Source organism: Adonisia turfae CCMR0081 (assembly GCF_011009555.1).
In the GTDB taxonomy this organism is placed as follows: Bacteria; Cyanobacteriota; Cyanobacteriia; order Phormidesmidales; family Phormidesmidaceae; genus Leptothoe; species Leptothoe turfae.
Map to the genome: position 1 here is coordinate 6,230,422 of NZ_QXHD01000004.1, position 16,276 is coordinate 6,246,697.

The window sequence follows — 16,276 nt, forward strand, 5'->3', positions numbered from 1 at the left end:
GAGCCACGATGGTAGTCAATCTGTCAGCGTCTGACAAGTAGATACCATATCAGCTATAGCGCCCTTGTCTATGCGCCTACGCCCCGTAGGGATTCATAGTGCAGCTGGAACCAGTCGTAGGTTTTGGCAATGCCCTCCTGTAGAGAGGTTTGGGCCTGCCAGCCCAGGTCAGTAAGCTTAGAGGGGTCCATGAGCTTACGGGGCGTGCCATCGGGTTTACTGCTATCAAAGACAATTTCGCCGCCGTAGCCCACTACATCCTTGATGGTTAGGGCCAGCTCTTTAATGGAAATTTCCTTGCTGCTACCGATGTTGACAAACTCAATGCCCTCATACTTGTCCATCATGAATAATAGGCCATCGGCCAGATCATCCACATAGAGAAATTCCCGTAGGGGGTTACCGCTGCCCCACACATCTGCCGTGGGTTGGTTGGCGAGCTTGGCTTCATGGAACTTGCGCATCAGGGCCGGTAGGACATGGGAGTTGGCCAGGTCAAAATTATCGTTGATGCCATACAGGTTAGTGGGCATGGCGGAGATAAAGTTGATGCCGTACTGACGGCAGTAGTTTTCACACAGCTTGAGACCGGCAATTTTTGCGATCGCATAGGGCTCATTGGTGGGCTCCAGAAAACCCGTGAGCAGAGACTCTTCGCGCATGGGCTGGGGCGCTAGCTTGGGATAAATACAGGAAGAGCCCAGGAATAATAGCTTTTTGACACCCGTTTTATAGGCACTATGGATAACATTGGCCTCAATCATCAGGTTATCGTAGAGAAACGAGGCACGATAGGTGTTATTCGCATGGATACCACCGACCTTCGCCGCCGCCAGAAAGACATAATCTGGTTTAGTCGCTTCAAAAAAAGCTTCAACATCAGCCTGTCGGCAAAGATCCAGCTCCTTACTACTCTTAAGCAATAAATTTGTATAGCCCCGATCTTTGAGAGCACGGACAATAGCACTACCCACAAGGCCATTATGGCCAGCGACGTAAATCTTGGCGTTAGTTTCCATAATGGTTAAGTATGCGAAAAAAAATAAAAGTGTCTAAAGTGTCTATCGTTCTAAGTGTATCCTTAGCAGCTTAAATAACTTTAATCAACGCCAAGGAAACGGCACCCAGTTACTTTATTCACCCTTCACGCTTATGACTAAACTTCAGAACATTTTTATAACCAGACTGGCGTTCTAATGAAAAGAAATTGATTGGAAGATGGGCGTTTTTCACCCGTGCTGAATATACCCCACTCATCTTTCACTATTCACGTATCCCCATAGCGATAATCTGATAAATCTCATTTCTGTTGGTATTTCTGTTGCTGTGATATCACCACAAACAACAAAATTTGCGATTGCTGATTGATGGGATGAATCGGTCTAAAGCCATTGCTATTTGGCGGTATCTCACAACTAAAGTCATCCCGAGGATCAGCAATGCCACAAAATTTAAAAACCCAGTTAGCCTTTAATACAAGAGGCTAACTGGGTTTGAAGCATGGTCAGATTAAACCAGACCAGATCTCAAAACCTGGACCGTATTCAACCTTAGTACTTGTAGCTATCGGTCTTGAAGGGACCGTCTACAGACACATTGATGTAGTCAGCCTGGGTTTGAGTCAGCTGAGTAATCACACCGCCAAAGCCTTCAACCATGTAGCGAGCAACTTCTTCATCCAGGTGCTTAGGTAAGACATCTACCGTAATGGCATTGGCCTTATCTGCATCGGACAGATCAGCAAACTTACGCTCAAACAAGAACATTTGAGCCAGCACCTGGTTAGCGAAGGAACCATCCATAATGCGAGAGGGGTGGCCAGTGGCATTACCCAGATTCACCAAGCGACCCTCTGCCAACAAGAGCAAAAAGTCTTGGGGGTCATCGCTACGATAAATCTTATGTACCTGGGGCTTTACTTCTTCCCACTGCCAGGTTTTACGCATGTAAGCAGTGTCAATCTCGTTGTCAAAGTGACCGATGTTGCAAACCACTGCGCCGGGCTTTAACGCTGCCAGCATGCTAGCGTCACACACATTGACATTCCCCGTTGCGGTTACCAACAAATCAGTGGCTGCTAGCAAATCTTTGTTGAGGTTAGCGCCTGTGCCATCGTTGACACCGTTATTGTAGGGTGACACAACTTCAAAGCCATCCATGCAGGCCTGCATAGCGCAGATGGGGTCAACTTCCGCCACCTTAACAATCATGCCTTCTTGACGCAGAGAGGCCACTGACCCCTTACCCACATCGCCATAACCAATCACCAATGCCTTTTTACCAGCCATCAAGTGGTCAGTACCGCGCTTAATCGCATCGTTTAGACTGTGGCGACAGCCATACTTATTGTCGTTTTTAGCTTTAGTGACAGAGTCATTGACATTGACAGCAGGAATCTTGAGTTCGCCCTTCTCTAACATTTCATAGAGGCGATGAACACCTGTCGTGGTTTCCTCGGTCACACCGTGGACATTGGTGAGCATTTCAGGATAGGTCTCGTGGATGTAACCGGTCAGGTCACCGCCGTCGTCCAAAATCATGTTGGCATTCCACAGCTGACCTTCAGGGGTCCGGCAGGTCTGCTCAATGCACCACATATATTCGTCTTCGGTTTCACCTTTCCACGCGAAGACGGGAACACCCGCTTCAGCAATGGCAGCGGCGGCATGGTCCTGGGTAGAGAAAATATTGCACGATGACCAGCGCACCTCGGCACCCAATTCAATCAAGGTCTCGATGAGCACGGCTGTTTGAATGGTCATGTGAATACAGCCGATGATCTTAGCGCCTGACAGGGGCTTGCTGTCGCTATATTTTTTGCGAATAGCCATCAGAGCTGGCATTTCGCCTTCTGCGATCGCAATTTCTTTGCGGCCCCAACTGGCCAGACTAATATCAGCTACTTTGTAGTCTCTTGTAAGTGTTTGTGCGCTCATGGGCTTCCTTATGGTGAGTGACAAGTTTATCTGACCAACCTATTCATTATGCCGTTAGAGGATGTTCTAGGCATTCTACTTTCCAAATGCTGGCTTAAAGCAGATATTCTCCTTTTGGAGGGGGCCTGATTCTTTTGCAGAAGCTAATTTCTATGATTAAGCGACTGTCAAAGTGGCTAACGGTTGTTCAGGCCCCCTTTTATGGAACTATTTGCATTTGCCTAATTAGGCATACTGGGGATTCCCTCAAAATCCGTCTCCCTAGGGAGACGGATTTTGAATGTAGACGCCAAAGCGGCTTCTCGCAGAGTGGGCTCAACTTTCCGAGTGATCTATTCGGTAACCTTGAGCAGCAAAGGACAGCCTATGCCAGGCTCGCATTTCAGGAAAAGCAAGCTTACCTAAAGTGCGGCTTTTAGCAAATCAGCCTTATCGGTTTTTTCCCAGGTAAAGTCAGGCAGTTCACGGCCAAAGTGGCCATAGGCAGCCGTTGGTCCATAGATCGGTCGACGGAGGTCGAGCATATCGATCAGACCCTGGGGGCGCAGGTCAAAATGCTCGCGAATGAGCATGGCAATTTTGTCATCCTCCAGCTTGCCAGTGCCAAAGGTATTGACTGAAATAGACGTGGGTTCAGCGACACCAATGGCATAGGAAACCTGGATTTCGCACAGTTCTGCCAAACCAGCTGCAACAATATTTTTGGCCACATAGCGACCGGCATAGGCCGCTGAGCGGTCTACCTTAGAGGGATCCTTACCGGAGAATGCGCCTCCACCATGACGGGCCATGCCGCCGTAGGTGTCAACAATAATCTTACGACCGGTGAGGCCACAGTCACCGACAGGGCCACCAATGATGAATTGTCCGGTGGGGTTAATGTGGTACTGCGTTTCAGCATGTAACCATTGATGGGGCAGCACGGGCTTGATGATTTCCTCCATGACGGCTTCACGGATATCGCCCAGGGAAATGTCCGGATCATGCTGGGTAGAAAGAACTACGGCATCAACAGCGACAGGCTTACGGTTTTCGTAGCGCAGGGTGACCTGGCTCTTAGCATCAGGGCGAAGCCAGGGCAGCACCTTATTTTTGCGTAGATAGGCCTGGCGTTCTACTAACCGGTGGGAGTAGTAAATAGGGGCGGGCATCAGCACATCAGTTTCGCTGGTGGCGTAGCCAAACATTAGACCTTGGTCGCCTGCACCAAGATCTTTGTTTTCGCCTTCGTCGACGCCCATGGCAATATCAGTAGATTGCTTACCAATAGCATTGACAACGGCGCAGGAAGCTCCATCAAAACCTAAGTCTGAACTGTTATAGCCGATGCCGATAATGACATCACGGACGATATCTTCAAGATCAACATAGGTGCTGGTGCGAACTTCACCTGCGATGATGGCCATACCGGTTTTTACCATGGTTTCCACGGCAACACGGGAGTGGATGTCATCTCTTAATAGGGCATCTAAAACGGCATCGGAAATTTGGTCGGCCATTTTATCGGGGTGGCCTTCTGAAACTGATTCTGAAGTGAAGGTGCTATATAAACTCATGGCAAACGCTAATCGCAGATACGAAAACTACCTAGGGCGAGCAATAGGTATAATGGCTTAACTATATTAGTTGATATGCATACAATCGTTAATGCTGTCTAAGTAGCGATGTTTTTGCTGCACTATTAGGGACATGCAGATAAATAGTCCCTCTATAGAACATCTAACGATACTTGGTTCCCTTGAGCAAATTAATCAAAGTCCAGGGTTGATTAACGGCTGCTCTATAGTTCGAGAGAAGGCCATGAACAGCTTTCTCTCAATTTTGCAAGAAAGAGATTATTGTTCTACAGAAATATTGATGCAGTATCGGGGATTTGTTCAAACCCTGTTGAACTGTAATACATAATTCTAGTAGTTCACACGTCCATTGTTGTAAATCCTGAATCACACAGTATTTGGATTAATTCCTTGAGATCGCAACATTTCAGCCAATCGCTCAGCCCGTTGGTGCTCTTGTTCAGCTCGTTGCCGTTCCTGGTCAGCTTCCTGGGTAACTGCCGCTACTTTTTCTACGGACCAGGGAAGTAACTGTCCATTGGCATCCCACCACCGTAGCCAATAGCCATCTCTTTCTTCTTTTTTGCCGCGCCAGGTTCCTAAAAAGAACCCCATGGCTTCTAACCAATTTTGACCTTCTGGGTTAGGTTGTTCTAGTTCATAGCGTCCATTGGTCAGATGATAAACTTCTAGAAGTCCACCTTCTGGTTTAAAAATCACATAGGTAGGTACCTTTAAAATCTGTTCATAAAAGAACCACTTGCCGGGTGGAAATGTTTGCTTAGATGAATATTCTTTGCCATCTTCATCTGAGAGAAATTCCATCACCACGGCTGGTGCCTCACCGTCTAAATTAGGTGTATAGGCTTTGCGTGTCTGTCCGGGTTGATTCACTCGGGCAACATAGAGCCAGTCGGGGGCTTTAATTACCAGGTTTTCGTTCATCGTGGCACACAGGCCAAAATTAGATGCTATCAGCATCTCTGGTTGAATCCAGCTACTGAGTTCTAGGGGTTCGCGTAATGCCCCTGCAAGCAGTGGTTGACTAGTACTTTCTAAAGGTTTTTCGTCCAGATTGAAGTCCTCTGGTAAGGGGTTCCAGGTAATATGCAGCTCTGCTAGTTTAATTGAGGCAGCAACCATCACATTTTCCTTAGGAACTATCGCTTCTTATATTAGGATGGCTTACCGAAATAAGGGCTTGTAAAAATTAAGCTCATGGTTTTGACTATGGCTCTTTTGTCTAAAAGCAAATGGGATACCCTCTCCTTTTAGAATTTTGGCACACTGCGTAAAATTCTAAACCACCTCACCCAATACCTAATACGCTATGGTATTTCTGGGGTTAAGCGCTGAGAGGAGTATGTTGCTGGCTTGCATGGCTATCGCCATATCCTGTATGTGGTCGAACTTCTGGTGACTGTAAACCTAAAACGATGTCTTTGGCAGGAATACCTATTTCTACTAATTCTTCTGCTATGAGGCGATCTGTGTTGTTGGCTTGAATCCAGACTTGGCCATCAATAATGTCAATGTGCATGACTATATGATGTATGCGCTGTCCTTTTGACCAGCCTAGAGACAAAAGTATGTAGCGGTTGTGTGTGTTATCGAAGAGAACCTCGTTATGAATGTCGATTTCATTGGCTATGGGAATGTTTGCATAGTCATTGAGCAAATCCATAACTATTTGCTTATAACGCTCTAGGGAATCCATTGCACAATCTCCTGATTTTGTGGGTCAAAAATAATTAGCTTGAACCGGTCGTTGTCTAAGAGAATTTTGGCAAATTGGTCTTCTTCGAAAAGTTCTTTATAGGCGACTAATGGCATTGCCAAATATAGGGTTCTGTCTGGTTCAACTTGTTTCAGAATGTCATCATATAAGATGAATTGCCCTAACGCTTGCTGTAAATCGGCTACTCTTGATTCTCTAATAAAGCTTTTGATTTCGACAGCGATTTTACGACTCGCTTGTTGGGCTGCTAAAAGTTCTTCTGCACCTAAATCTACTGACAGAGTACGTTTTGCCCATTTAAGCTGATAAGGGTCGTGGGTGATTGTCCAGCCTGCATTGATGAGGAGCTTTTTAACGACTTGATGATATAAATCTTTAGCAGGCATTGTTGGCAGTCTTCAGCTTATTTAGACTTATTTACTCTTAATTATAGTCGACATGGATGCTGGTACGAATTAGAAAAGCCCACAGAGGAAGGCCGTGCTGCAATTACGTTATCGCCAAAAGTTGGTCGCTGCAAAGGAGGCAATGCTGATGGAATCAACAATGTGTTCTAAGCATTAGGCTGTGATTTTTTAGATGGTCTAGAGGGAGGGTCAGGATCGAGGCTGGAACCAGTGCGGCCAGTGACTAGCCATAGCCAACTGCGGGCGATGTCTCTCACAATTTTATGATGAGACTCGGACGGTGTGTTGGAGGGAACAGAAATTGGGGTGTAGGCGATGCCGCGACTGCCAAGGACCCAGAAGGCGATGGCTTTGGAGCGGGGCATATGGAAGTCTGAGGTGACTAAATAGATGTGGCGGATGTTGTGGGCTTGTAGTTGGGCTACCAGGGTGGTGAAGTTGGTGACGGTATCGGTGGCGCTATAGTCCAGGTTGATTCGCGTTAGGGCGACGTTTTGAGCTGAGAAAATTTTATGGGCTTGGGTGGGGTCTAAGCCGCTGGATACCCACACGGCTAGTTTTGGGTTTCGGGTGGCTAGTTGGGCGGCGGCGGGCTCTCGGGTATTGCCGCCGCCGAGGACTAAAATGGCTTCGGGGTCAGGGGATTGATGAGCTGAAACTATTAGCCTGGCTTTGATGGCTAGGATGATTAGAAGGCTGGTGATTGTGAGTGCGATCGCGCCATAAAATATCCACTGTTGCCGAAACTTAACCATGACTCCGAATACCGCAACAGTCGATGTACACAAATGTACTTTAACCCAGACAGTGTGTTAGTGGCTCCTGATCAACTGCTGAAAGCTAAAATGCAGTGTATGGGCTGCTTTGTCTAAGTAACCGTGTAATCTAATATGCTGGCGACTATGGAGAGTGCGTATTTCGGCATCGAAAATTCAATTCCAGTCTCTATCCTTATACTATCTAAACTGTAACTAGGCTGGAATTATGGTTGCTCCAGATTATCAGCACACGGGCTTGACTCCAGGTTTTAAGTTAGATAACCTTCCTACCATTGAGGAAGTTGATTTCCTTAATCCAAAAATCAAGCAACTCTTGGGCGAGTTCAAGCAATTGCTCAAAAAATTTTACGGACAGCGCTTAGCAAATTTAGTGCTTTTTGGTTCTTTTGCCCGTCATGAGGAAACGAAAGATTCTGATGTAGATGTCTTGATCGTTCTTAATGGTATTGATGTTTCTACGGGTGATGAGATTTGGCGGCTGGGTGATGCTGAAATCGAGCTGTTATTAAAATATGGTGAGTTGATTTCGGTGCTTCCTATATCAATCTATGATTTCTTGTATCGTGATTCTCCATTATTGAGAAATATTCGCCAGGATGGCATTGTTATATGAGTGATGCTTCTCAGTTTCTAGATCTGGCTGAGGAAGAGTTAGTGGCTTCACAGCTTCTGTTACAGAATACATACTACCGTGCTTGTATATCCCGTGCATACTATGCAATGTACTATGCTACACAGGCTTTACTGACTACCAGGGATATAGAAAGTCGCACTCATAAAGGCGTTCTTCAACAGTTTAGTCAAAGTTTTGTCCAGTCAGGTGATTTACCTGTCAGTATGGCTCAAAATCTGAAAAGGACCTATGGTTTACGTCAGCTGGGCGATTATGAAGCTGACGTGGTTTTGACTGAGGAATTGGCAACGCAAGCGTTAGAGGCTGCTGTTGAGTTTGTTGAACAGGTGAGAAGGTATTTGGGGAATAGTGATTAGGTGTTTCTCCAAAAGAATTTTGGGGCTACTGTCGTCGAGTAACAGGCTGGCTGAATTGACAGGCTGCAATTACCAAGCCTGGGGTTGATCCATAGGATGATTCAGAAGGCTGGTGGGTGTAAGTGCGATCGCGCTGCGAACTAGCCACTGTTGCCAAAGCTTAACCATGATTCTGAATACTGCAACAGTAGATTGACACTACTGTACTTTAATCCAGACGGTTAGTTAGTTGCCACCGTGGAGTTGGAATTGATTGGCTAAACGAACGTCTTCGGGCAAGCAATTGTTGGTTCTTTGCTTATGCTTCTTTTTCAATCAACCGTAGTGATACGACACAAATCTATTATCTCAAGTTTCAACCTAAACGTTCTCGCACAAAATCTAAACGGCTACTAGCAATAGCAAGAATATTGTTGCCTTCTTTCTGGTTTGGAGTAATCATTTGTAACTGGTTATTATCTGCATCGTAGCTGTAGAGTTCATAACCAAAGTTACGCAAAAAATTAACAACCTCATCCTCAGTGTGTTCAAAGTGATTAATCGTGTTATTAAGCTCTAGAATCCAGACATAAGGTAACTGTTGCTTCAGTAAAGATGTAGCTCCCTTAAATGCTAAAAGCTCTGCACCTTCAATATCAATCTTAGCTAGGGTTAGCTGTTTCAGTGGCTTATCCTCAAGGAGATTATCTAACGTATTAGTAGCAACAATAATCGAATTTTCATTATCAAAGTCTGAACTAACAAAAGGCATAGAATCGCCTTCGGCTAAATTCAGTGCGATACTACCTTCAGTATCTGAAACAGCTATTGAATAACTTTTTACCTGATCAAAACTATTTAACTTGATATTTTCTTCCAGCCTACCGTAATTCTTAGGAAGTGCCTCGAAACTATAAATCTTACCAACACTGATTTTAGATGCAGCCAGAAGAGAATAAACGCCCACATTAGCACCAATATCCAGAAATGAATCTTCTGGCTGCAAGTAACGGAGCAAAAAAAACATTTCATTATAGTCATAAAGACCACAATAGAGTACAGATGCAGCTGAATACCCGTTAGGATAACAACGAATTTTGAGGTTTGGAATAATCTCAATATCGAGAGGCTTTTTCAATATTCGTTTGCGTAGCTGCCAACCCAAAAAACTTAAAACTCTCTGGATTCTTTGATCTTTACAATTTGGATGTGTCCAAATATATTTAAGAGTACTAATAGCTAAAAAATTAGACATAGTAGAAGAATACAAAAATTCCTAGGAAACTTACAAACTACATTGATGTCAATTGTCTCTAATAGATCAGGCTTCGTTTAAATTAAATCGTATAGGATCTAACTTCTAGTCGTACACACTACCTGAAAAGTCCCAGAATCATTGAATCTTAAAGATTCAGCAGGATACGCCAAGGTATTGAACCCACATTTCTCTATATCGAACCTTGATGCTTGAGGAAGACTACTATCGAAGATTTTGTAGTCAGCAGCCCGAAATATTTCTGTAATTTCTGCTCGATAGGGCACACCAACTTCACAATAGATTACGGGGCGAACATCCGATAAGATTTCTTGAGCCCCCTGGAGAACATTAACTTCAGCTCCTTCAACATCGATTTTGATGAAATTGGGTTTTGCGGAAATTTTCAGCAGATCATCTAAGCTGAACATAGGAACAAGATTTTTTTCACGGTAACCTCCCATTTGACAACGGCCTCCAGTTTTAGCCAAAGCATTTGAGGCTCTTCCTCGATCAGCCACTAGAAAATTTGCAATACCACAACTGTCAGCAATGGCTGCTGGCAGCACATCTACAGATAGGTTCTGATTAGCCTGGAGTCTAGCTGATTTCTGCAGTAGGTTAGCTAGCCAGATATCAGGTTCAACAGCTAATACATGACCATTTCTACCAGCAATACTAGCTGCAGCAAAAGCAAACACACCCACATTAGAACCGATATCCCACACAACGTCACCTTTACTAATATACTCTGAGACTATATTAAGGAGTTCTTTATCAAATCCCTCTACACCTGGCTTAAGATACTTCAACTGAGCATCAGGACTTACAAATAAGGGTGTTCTTGAAAACTCAGAAGGCAAGTTTCGAATAAAGTACTTTTCACGACTTAAACGTTCAACTAATTTACGGATCATAATAGTTTCCTTCTTACAAGGTATTACGTTAGAAAAATGAATACAAAATTTGGAGACGTTAAACCCTGAGTTAATTAGTAATCTAAATGATCACCTGTCAACAGATCTAAATTTAGAGGTGAATAGGTATTTCCAGCAATATTTACTTGGTTTTGTTCTATTGTGCTAGCATTACTTGCTGTTCGTTGAAGTTTCCTATGCCTAAAAATCTCATATAGTTTGGCATCAACCAAGAAACGATACCAAAAACCTTGTAAAAAGTGAAAGATCAATCCTTCGGTACCATCGAGAAAGCCAAGACCAAGGGTATAACGCAGAAGCCAGTAGATAAATGCTCTGAGAAACAATGGAAATCGGCTGTAGAGGGTAGTTTTAACCCAACGTCGCTGCCTAGCTTGAGAAAACTGCTTAACAGCTAACGCATCACCTAGCTCTCTAGATTGAGCTGAAAGGATATCTTGTACTTCGCGATCAGCATATCGATTATGTTTATCAACCCAGAAGCTTAAGCCTTTTTGATTTTCATCGATAATATCGTGCTTGAGATTTGCAATTCGACCTTCAGAAAGGACAATATGTTCATCCATTAAACGTTGTTCACAGGTGCCATAACCTGTTCGCCATATACGCATTAGCCAGGTTGGGTAATAACCACCATGACGTATCCAACGTCCCATGAAAAAGACACGACGTTTCACCTGATAACCTGCTACATCTTCTGGAACATTTGCCAGGACTTCTGTGAGCTCTTTCGCTAATTCAGGCGTAAGACGCTCATCTGCGTCAAGACGCATTACCCATGGAGTAGAGATAGGCAAATTTTCTAATGCCCAGTTAACTTGCTTCGCATGACTTTCAAAAGGATGTTGATAAACTTGACAGTTAAAGTGCTTAGCAATGTCTATAGTTTTATCGCTGCTGTTAGAATCAACAATATAAACCGGAGCATCTAAGCTTTGTAAGCTTTTCAAAGAGCATGGAAGATTCTTCTCTTCATTTAAAGTAAGTATGATAAATGAGATAAGTTGACTTGCCATCTCGTTTGTCCTCATTTTTTTGCTAATTGCAATAAACCTATTAACTATGCGTAAGGGCGTTATTCTTAAAAGCAGAAGAATTTATTTGTGGTTGTATTGTTCTATAAAGAGCCATCATTTTCTCCGCAACTTTATCCCATGTATAGTTTTCTAGGATAAAATGCCGAGCATGTTTACCCACCTCACTAGCTGAAGCTGGATTTTCAAGACATTTTGTGAGTGCTTCAGCAATCGCATTAGACTCTATATCAACTACATAAGCGGCATTAGCAACATGCGCTTCAGGAAAATTACATCCCTTCGTGATAATGCACGGCAGACCAGATGCCATACCTTCGAGGATAGACATGCTAAATCCTTCAGAATATGAAGGAGCAACATAAATATCGGCAACAGCTAATGCTGATTCTTTAAGAGAGCCTGTTAACATTCCAGTAAAAGTCACAGCCTGCTCACAACGTTGTTCTTTGAAGAATTTCTGAGCTTCAGCAAGAAATCCGATATTATCAGGACCAGCAATAATAAGATGGGAATCTAAAAAATGTGGATGTATACGTCCAAATGCTTTTGCCAATAAATCTAATCCCTTTTTTGGATCAATTCGACCAAGAAAAAGGATATTTTTTTTATCGCGAAGCTCAGGATACTTTTTATAGAACAGTTCTGGCCCTTTTGAAGATTCAAAATCATGTTTGTGAATTCCATTAGGGATAACGGATATAGGGGAATCGACGTTCAATCTTTTTATGTGTTCAGCTTCTGGTGTAGCAAGCGCTTGAATTGCACTAGCCCTATTGAGTGCAGGCTTTTCTAAAAGATTATAAAAAAGTTTTTTCTTCCAAGCCTTATAGGACAATGCCCATGGTTCTAACATACCGTGCGGAGTTATGACATAAGGAATTCGATATTTTTTGCAAGCCAGATAAACCGGTATATTAGGCAATGAGAAAATGGCATTAGTATGAACTACATCATACTGAGAGATATTGGAATCTAGCCAACTTGCAAAGCTATTACTCCACTTGTAATCACCACAGCTAATATATGGAAAGTATTGAATTCGATACCCTGACTTAGATATCCACTGTTGTAGAGGTTCACTCAGATTTCTATTACCGTTAGCATTAGTTGTGACAATATCTACTAATACATCATATTTTTGATTTAGTGCTTGCGCCAAATCAATAACAGTCTTGGATGGCCCACCATAAACACTACCGATAGAAGGTATGGAGAATAAAACTTTCATCACCTTAATTAGTGCTCAATGCATAGTTAACAGCTTGTTTGAGACCTTGTGCAAAATAACCAGGAGAATATTTTGAAATATGAGCTAGAGATGCTTCTCTCATACTTTTCAGATCAATGCTAGTTGAACTAATTTTAAGCATTAAATCTGTAAGTTCCTTTGAGTTTTCAGGATCGAATCCAAACCCATTGACTCCTTCAATTACCAAATCCTCAAAACAGCCACAGCGATTTGAAACTAATACTGGTAAGCCTGCAGCCATAGCTTCATTGACAACTAGCCCCCATTGCTCCTGCAAGCTACCATGAATAAAACAACTAGCATGAGCGAAGTATGGTAGTAATTGAGACTGTTGTAGAAATCCAGGGAGGTGAACATGGTCACCTATATTAAGTCGCTTAATTGTAAGCTCGATCTCAGATAGTAGTTGTCCACTACCACATAAAACTAAATCCCATGCATAATTAGTTGCAGTTAACCGATATCTTGCATAAGACTCTAAAATAAAAAATAAGTTTTTCTTTGGGATAAATCGGTTTATCGCTAAGAAATATGGTTTTTCTATAGGTTTCTCAAAGTTTTCTTTGCCATTTTGAAATACCTCATTGCCAACAACGTTATACCCGAATGAAATAGCCTCCGGCTTCATCCCAAGCTTGATGAGATATCTTTTATGTGGAGAGCCACCAACTAAAGCGGCATCATAGTTACTAACAATTAGAGATTTAAGCTTTTCAGAAAAACAATTCCGAATAAAATCATCTTCCTTGGATTCAGAAAGTAATATAGTTGAAACTTTATGAAGCTTACACCATAAGAATACTGCAAATATAGATGGTCTAGAATATCCTGCAATTGCAACAATATCTGGCTGTATTTTATGAAGATTCAAGAATAGTTTTCTAAGTAAATCATGGAAAGAAACTTGTTCCAATGATCGTTCACCTAACACAGACAGTATAGGCGTACTGTTATTGTTAATCTGTGTTTTCCACTCATAAGAAATTCCTGAACGCGTTAATTCAAGGGGGATTACCTCCCATCTTATTTTTTTGCATAGCTTGAAAAAGCCTTCAAGACGAGATAAATGATATGGACCATAGTTAGCAAACAATATGGCGATTCTCTTATTTTCAAAGTAACTCATACTCTTAATTAATACAATAACTAATTACTAGATTGAGCTCTAGGTAGAAAACCATACTTCTCTTGATAGTAATTGAACTCTCTACAAATAGCTTCAGGTAGAACTATTTGCGTACTACTGTAAGACTTTGCAGAATGGATTCCAGAAATCACTTTCTCTAACCATATAGGATCGAGCTCTATTTCTAGGAAGCAGGCTATTTCTGTAAGCTTTTCAAGCGGATACTCTACAAGCTGTTGGTAAGTAATTGCCAGAAAACGATCACCAAGCTTAGCTTGCCATAGCTCTGCTTCTTTTAAGCTTAAACTCCATTCATATGCAGCTTTGGATATGTGAGTATCTAGTAAGTCGATTTCTTTCAATTCATGATATTTCATAGAGACACTATCTTTGCGTAGAGTTTTCCACTTGATATTGTTATTTCCCCACCACTGATTTAGATTTGGTTTTCCGAAAATCTTATACGAGTTAGTAGTTGCCAGTCTTTCAATAGATTTTGCTACATCAAATCCATCACGAACGATATGAATAAACTTTGCACCAGGATATATCTTCTCAATCCACCCAATTCGAAATATGTTGAGAGGAGTCTTTTCAATTAGCAAGTTTGCTTTCTTATTTTGAATAAACTTAGTTAAACAACGTTCGAATCTATGCTTATGTTCTGCTAGAAAAAAAGAATCGTCTAGATAGAGTGAAGGTTCAATATCAGCAAAAAGATTTAGTATATCTAATCTAGGATCAATAGCTGCCCATAAATAATATGGTTCAAATAAATATGAAACTTCATTGTGAGAAGATAATATATCGCCAAGCAACGTAGTGCCTGAACGACCACAACCGACAATAAAAGCACCTGGCAAAGCTACAGGGGAAATACTATTATCAGCTGCATGTTTACAAGCAGACTTATATAAATAATTATATTTGACAGATCTAAGCCATGGCTTCAAGAATGGGAAAAACATTGAAATATGTGTAATGAGAATAGTAGAAAAATTAAGATAAGAAGCTTATATAAGGCCAATCATCAATTAGCATAGGAACTTAACATTTTAATTTTTAACTTTTGAATAAAGAATGGCAGGCCCTAAAAAGGCTATCAATCTAGGCCATAGCATAAAAAAACGATCAGTATTATGGGTGATCGCTTCTAATGATCCGGGAAAAACTAACATCAAAAGGACTTGTGCCAAAAAATGGCCTTGATTACCTGCACGAAAAAAACTGCGCATTATATATGAAATAATTAGAAATTTAATGGCTCCAAAATACCAAAAAGATTGAAATGAGTCGGATATTCCTGTAGCAGTTGAACCTGTATGAGCTTCATGGTAGAAAAGCTCAGATGCTGAATCATTAATTTGAATTTTGATACTTTCTTTAGTGTCAAAACCAATAAGCTGTCCTGGTATATAAAGATGAACAAATCTATTCCAATGACTGACACCTAGATCAAAATTTCCCCTGCTGTCAAAAGCTGCAATATTGTAAGTAGCATTGGCCATCTCATGTCCACCCTCTGTCAATAAATTTTGTAGGTTTCCAACAAAATCTATCTGATTAATTGCATTAACTTTTCCAGGAGTATCAGACATAACAGCAGCACGATAGTCTCCGATACTATTAATCCAAAGTGCTCCTGCAATTAGAGCTGCTATAACCATTAATCTTGGAGGCAGCTTGCGATAGCGAAACCAAAGCGCTAAGCCAATCATAAGGACTAATTCAACTAGAAACCTTCGACGTCCCCAAAAAACAATACGGTGGAGATAAAAGGCTACATCAAAAATAATAATTGCTGTTGACCAACGAGAAGGCTGACGAATATGTATTGCTAATGAAAGTGCCAAACCAATACTCAATAAACTTGATAGAAAAACAAAAATAGTAATAATTCCTGTCCAAAGACCTACCGTTTCATCTGCGAGAGCACTGACTCGATAAAAGAAATAAGAGCCTCCTAGAGAGAGAAGGGTAGCAGCAATGAGTAATCTTTGACGGTTAAACGACCAATGAAATTTGCTGAAAGGTTTTTTGTTTAAATAATGGCCAACATAACAGGCCCCTACACAAAGTAGTGTCATAAAGATAGTTTTATCCAAAGCTTCATGTGGAAAACTATCAGGATTAGTACTGAGTCCCAAGAGTTGGGGAAGTACCCATCCCGCAAAGACCGCACCTGATAAGAACGGATAGTGTAACATCCGCTGTTTCTTTTGTAGGCCCCAAGTTAAAAGCCCTCCGCAAACTAAAGTTAAAAGGACTAGTAATACATATGTCATA

16 protein-coding genes are annotated in these 16,276 nt (G+C 42.0%); 2 read left to right on the forward strand and 14 right to left on the reverse strand.

From position 1 onward, the window contains the following. Positions 1-68 precede the first annotated feature (68 nt). The 7 genes from fcl to DXZ20_RS30530 all read right to left on the reverse strand — a co-directional run bounded on the left by fcl (position 69) and on the right by DXZ20_RS30530 (position 7,392). Entirely contained in the window at positions 69-1,019 is a 951-nt protein-coding gene (gene fcl, locus DXZ20_RS30500) for a GDP-L-fucose synthase (protein ID WP_163702686.1), read from the reverse strand. A 531-nt stretch (positions 1,020-1,550) separates the two neighbouring features. Beyond that, positions 1,551-2,936 carry an adenosylhomocysteinase gene (gene ahcY, locus DXZ20_RS30505; RefSeq protein ID WP_163702687.1) on the reverse strand — a complete coding sequence of 462 codons (1,386 nt, stop codon included), beginning with the start codon at positions 2,934-2,936 and terminating at the stop codon, positions 1,551-1,553. Positions 2,937-3,337: 401 nt separating this feature from the next. Next, the gene (gene metK, locus DXZ20_RS30510) at positions 3,338-4,492 is read right to left on the reverse strand and encodes a methionine adenosyltransferase (protein WP_163702688.1); all 1,155 of its coding nucleotides are present in this window, start codon (positions 4,490-4,492) and stop codon (positions 3,338-3,340) included. Between the two features lie 387 nt (positions 4,493-4,879). Next, the gene (locus tag DXZ20_RS30515) at positions 4,880-5,635 is read right to left on the reverse strand and encodes a Uma2 family endonuclease (protein ID WP_163702689.1); all 756 of its coding nucleotides are present in this window, start codon (positions 5,633-5,635) and stop codon (positions 4,880-4,882) included. A 202-nt stretch (positions 5,636-5,837) separates the two neighbouring features. After that, on the reverse strand, positions 5,838-6,209 hold the full coding sequence (locus tag DXZ20_RS30520) for a XisI protein (RefSeq protein ID WP_163702690.1): 372 nt from the start codon (positions 6,207-6,209) through the stop codon (positions 5,838-5,840). Continuing rightward, a complete protein-coding gene (locus DXZ20_RS30525) occupies positions 6,197-6,616 on the reverse strand; it encodes an element excision factor XisH family protein (protein WP_163702691.1) in 420 nt (139 codons plus the stop codon). The genes DXZ20_RS30520 and DXZ20_RS30525 overlap by 13 nt, the downstream gene beginning before the upstream one ends. A gap of 167 nt (positions 6,617-6,783) precedes the next feature. Next, complete coding sequence (locus DXZ20_RS30530; protein WP_163702692.1) at positions 6,784-7,392, reverse strand: YdcF family protein; 609 nt, start codon at positions 7,390-7,392, stop codon at positions 6,784-6,786. 229 nt (positions 7,393-7,621) lie between these two features. On the opposite strand from DXZ20_RS30530, the gene DXZ20_RS30535 reads away from it, so the two are divergent. Then, entirely contained in the window at positions 7,622-8,029 is a 408-nt protein-coding gene (locus DXZ20_RS30535; protein ID WP_250565984.1) for a nucleotidyltransferase family protein, read from the forward strand. After that, on the forward strand, positions 8,026-8,406 hold the full coding sequence (locus DXZ20_RS30540; protein ID WP_163702693.1) for a HEPN domain-containing protein: 381 nt from the start codon (positions 8,026-8,028) through the stop codon (positions 8,404-8,406). Before DXZ20_RS30535 ends, DXZ20_RS30540 begins: the two co-directional genes overlap by 4 nt. Before the next feature lie 355 nt (positions 8,407-8,761). On the opposite strand, the gene DXZ20_RS30545 is transcribed toward DXZ20_RS30540, so the two are convergent. From DXZ20_RS30545 to DXZ20_RS30575, 7 genes are all read right to left on the reverse strand, one after another. Beyond that, positions 8,762-9,640, reverse strand: coding sequence for an FkbM family methyltransferase (locus tag DXZ20_RS30545; RefSeq protein ID WP_163702694.1), 879 nt, complete (start codon positions 9,638-9,640; stop codon positions 8,762-8,764). 98 nt (positions 9,641-9,738) lie between these two features. Next, the gene (locus tag DXZ20_RS30550; protein WP_163702695.1) at positions 9,739-10,557 is read right to left on the reverse strand and encodes an FkbM family methyltransferase; all 819 of its coding nucleotides are present in this window, start codon (positions 10,555-10,557) and stop codon (positions 9,739-9,741) included. Positions 10,558-10,631: 74 nt separating this feature from the next. After that, positions 10,632-11,594, reverse strand: coding sequence for a glycosyltransferase family 2 protein (locus DXZ20_RS30555; RefSeq protein WP_163667217.1), 963 nt, complete (start codon positions 11,592-11,594; stop codon positions 10,632-10,634). A gap of 40 nt (positions 11,595-11,634) precedes the next feature. After that, positions 11,635-12,843 carry a glycosyltransferase gene (locus DXZ20_RS30560; protein ID WP_163702696.1) on the reverse strand — a complete coding sequence of 403 codons (1,209 nt, stop codon included), beginning with the start codon at positions 12,841-12,843 and terminating at the stop codon, positions 11,635-11,637. A gap of 4 nt (positions 12,844-12,847) precedes the next feature. Then, the gene (locus DXZ20_RS30565) at positions 12,848-13,990 is read right to left on the reverse strand and encodes a glycosyltransferase (RefSeq protein WP_163702697.1); all 1,143 of its coding nucleotides are present in this window, start codon (positions 13,988-13,990) and stop codon (positions 12,848-12,850) included. A 20-nt stretch (positions 13,991-14,010) separates the two neighbouring features. Continuing rightward, positions 14,011-14,958, reverse strand: a complete 948-nt coding sequence (locus DXZ20_RS30570; RefSeq protein WP_163702698.1) for a sulfotransferase family protein — start codon at positions 14,956-14,958, stop codon at positions 14,011-14,013. Between the two features lie 87 nt (positions 14,959-15,045). Then, positions 15,046-16,275: a hypothetical protein gene (locus tag DXZ20_RS30575; RefSeq protein ID WP_163702699.1), complete on the reverse strand. Its 1,230-nt coding sequence runs from the start codon at positions 16,273-16,275 to the stop codon at positions 15,046-15,048. Position 16,276: the final 1 nt, after the last annotated feature.

What these genes read in the sequence shown, in the direction of transcription:
- fcl (WP_163702686.1), bottom strand. Translation starts at nt 1,019, where the DNA reads ATGGAAACTAACGCCAAGATTTACGTCGCTGGCCATAATGGCCTTGTG.
- DXZ20_RS30515 (WP_163702689.1), bottom strand. Translation starts at nt 5,635, where the DNA reads ATGGTTGCTGCCTCAATTAAACTAGCAGAGCTGCATATTACCTGGAAC.
- DXZ20_RS30525 (WP_163702691.1), bottom strand. Translation starts at nt 6,616, where the DNA reads ATGCCTGCTAAAGATTTATATCATCAAGTCGTTAAAAAGCTCCTCATC.
- metK (WP_163702688.1), bottom strand. Translation starts at nt 4,492, where the DNA reads ATGAGTTTATATAGCACCTTCACTTCAGAATCAGTTTCAGAAGGCCAC.
- DXZ20_RS30545 (WP_163702694.1), bottom strand. Translation starts at nt 9,640, where the DNA reads ATGTCTAATTTTTTAGCTATTAGTACTCTTAAATATATTTGGACACAT.
- DXZ20_RS30560 (WP_163702696.1), bottom strand. Translation starts at nt 12,843, where the DNA reads ATGAAAGTTTTATTCTCCATACCTTCTATCGGTAGTGTTTATGGTGGG.
- DXZ20_RS30520 (WP_163702690.1), bottom strand. Translation starts at nt 6,209, where the DNA reads ATGGATTCCCTAGAGCGTTATAAGCAAATAGTTATGGATTTGCTCAAT.
- DXZ20_RS30550 (WP_163702695.1), bottom strand. Translation starts at nt 10,557, where the DNA reads ATGATCCGTAAATTAGTTGAACGTTTAAGTCGTGAAAAGTACTTTATT.
- DXZ20_RS30570 (WP_163702698.1), bottom strand. Translation starts at nt 14,958, where the DNA reads ATGTTTTTCCCATTCTTGAAGCCATGGCTTAGATCTGTCAAATATAAT.
- DXZ20_RS30535 (WP_250565984.1), top strand. Translation starts at nt 7,622, where the DNA reads ATGGTTGCTCCAGATTATCAGCACACGGGCTTGACTCCAGGTTTTAAG.
- DXZ20_RS30540 (WP_163702693.1), top strand. Translation starts at nt 8,026, where the DNA reads ATGAGTGATGCTTCTCAGTTTCTAGATCTGGCTGAGGAAGAGTTAGTG.
- DXZ20_RS30555 (WP_163667217.1), bottom strand. Translation starts at nt 11,594, where the DNA reads ATGGCAAGTCAACTTATCTCATTTATCATACTTACTTTAAATGAAGAG.
- DXZ20_RS30565 (WP_163702697.1), bottom strand. Translation starts at nt 13,990, where the DNA reads ATGAGTTACTTTGAAAATAAGAGAATCGCCATATTGTTTGCTAACTAT.
- ahcY (WP_163702687.1), bottom strand. Translation starts at nt 2,936, where the DNA reads ATGAGCGCACAAACACTTACAAGAGACTACAAAGTAGCTGATATTAGT.
- DXZ20_RS30575 (WP_163702699.1), bottom strand. Translation starts at nt 16,275, where the DNA reads ATGACATATGTATTACTAGTCCTTTTAACTTTAGTTTGCGGAGGGCTT.
- DXZ20_RS30530 (WP_163702692.1), bottom strand. Translation starts at nt 7,392, where the DNA reads ATGGTTAAGTTTCGGCAACAGTGGATATTTTATGGCGCGATCGCACTC.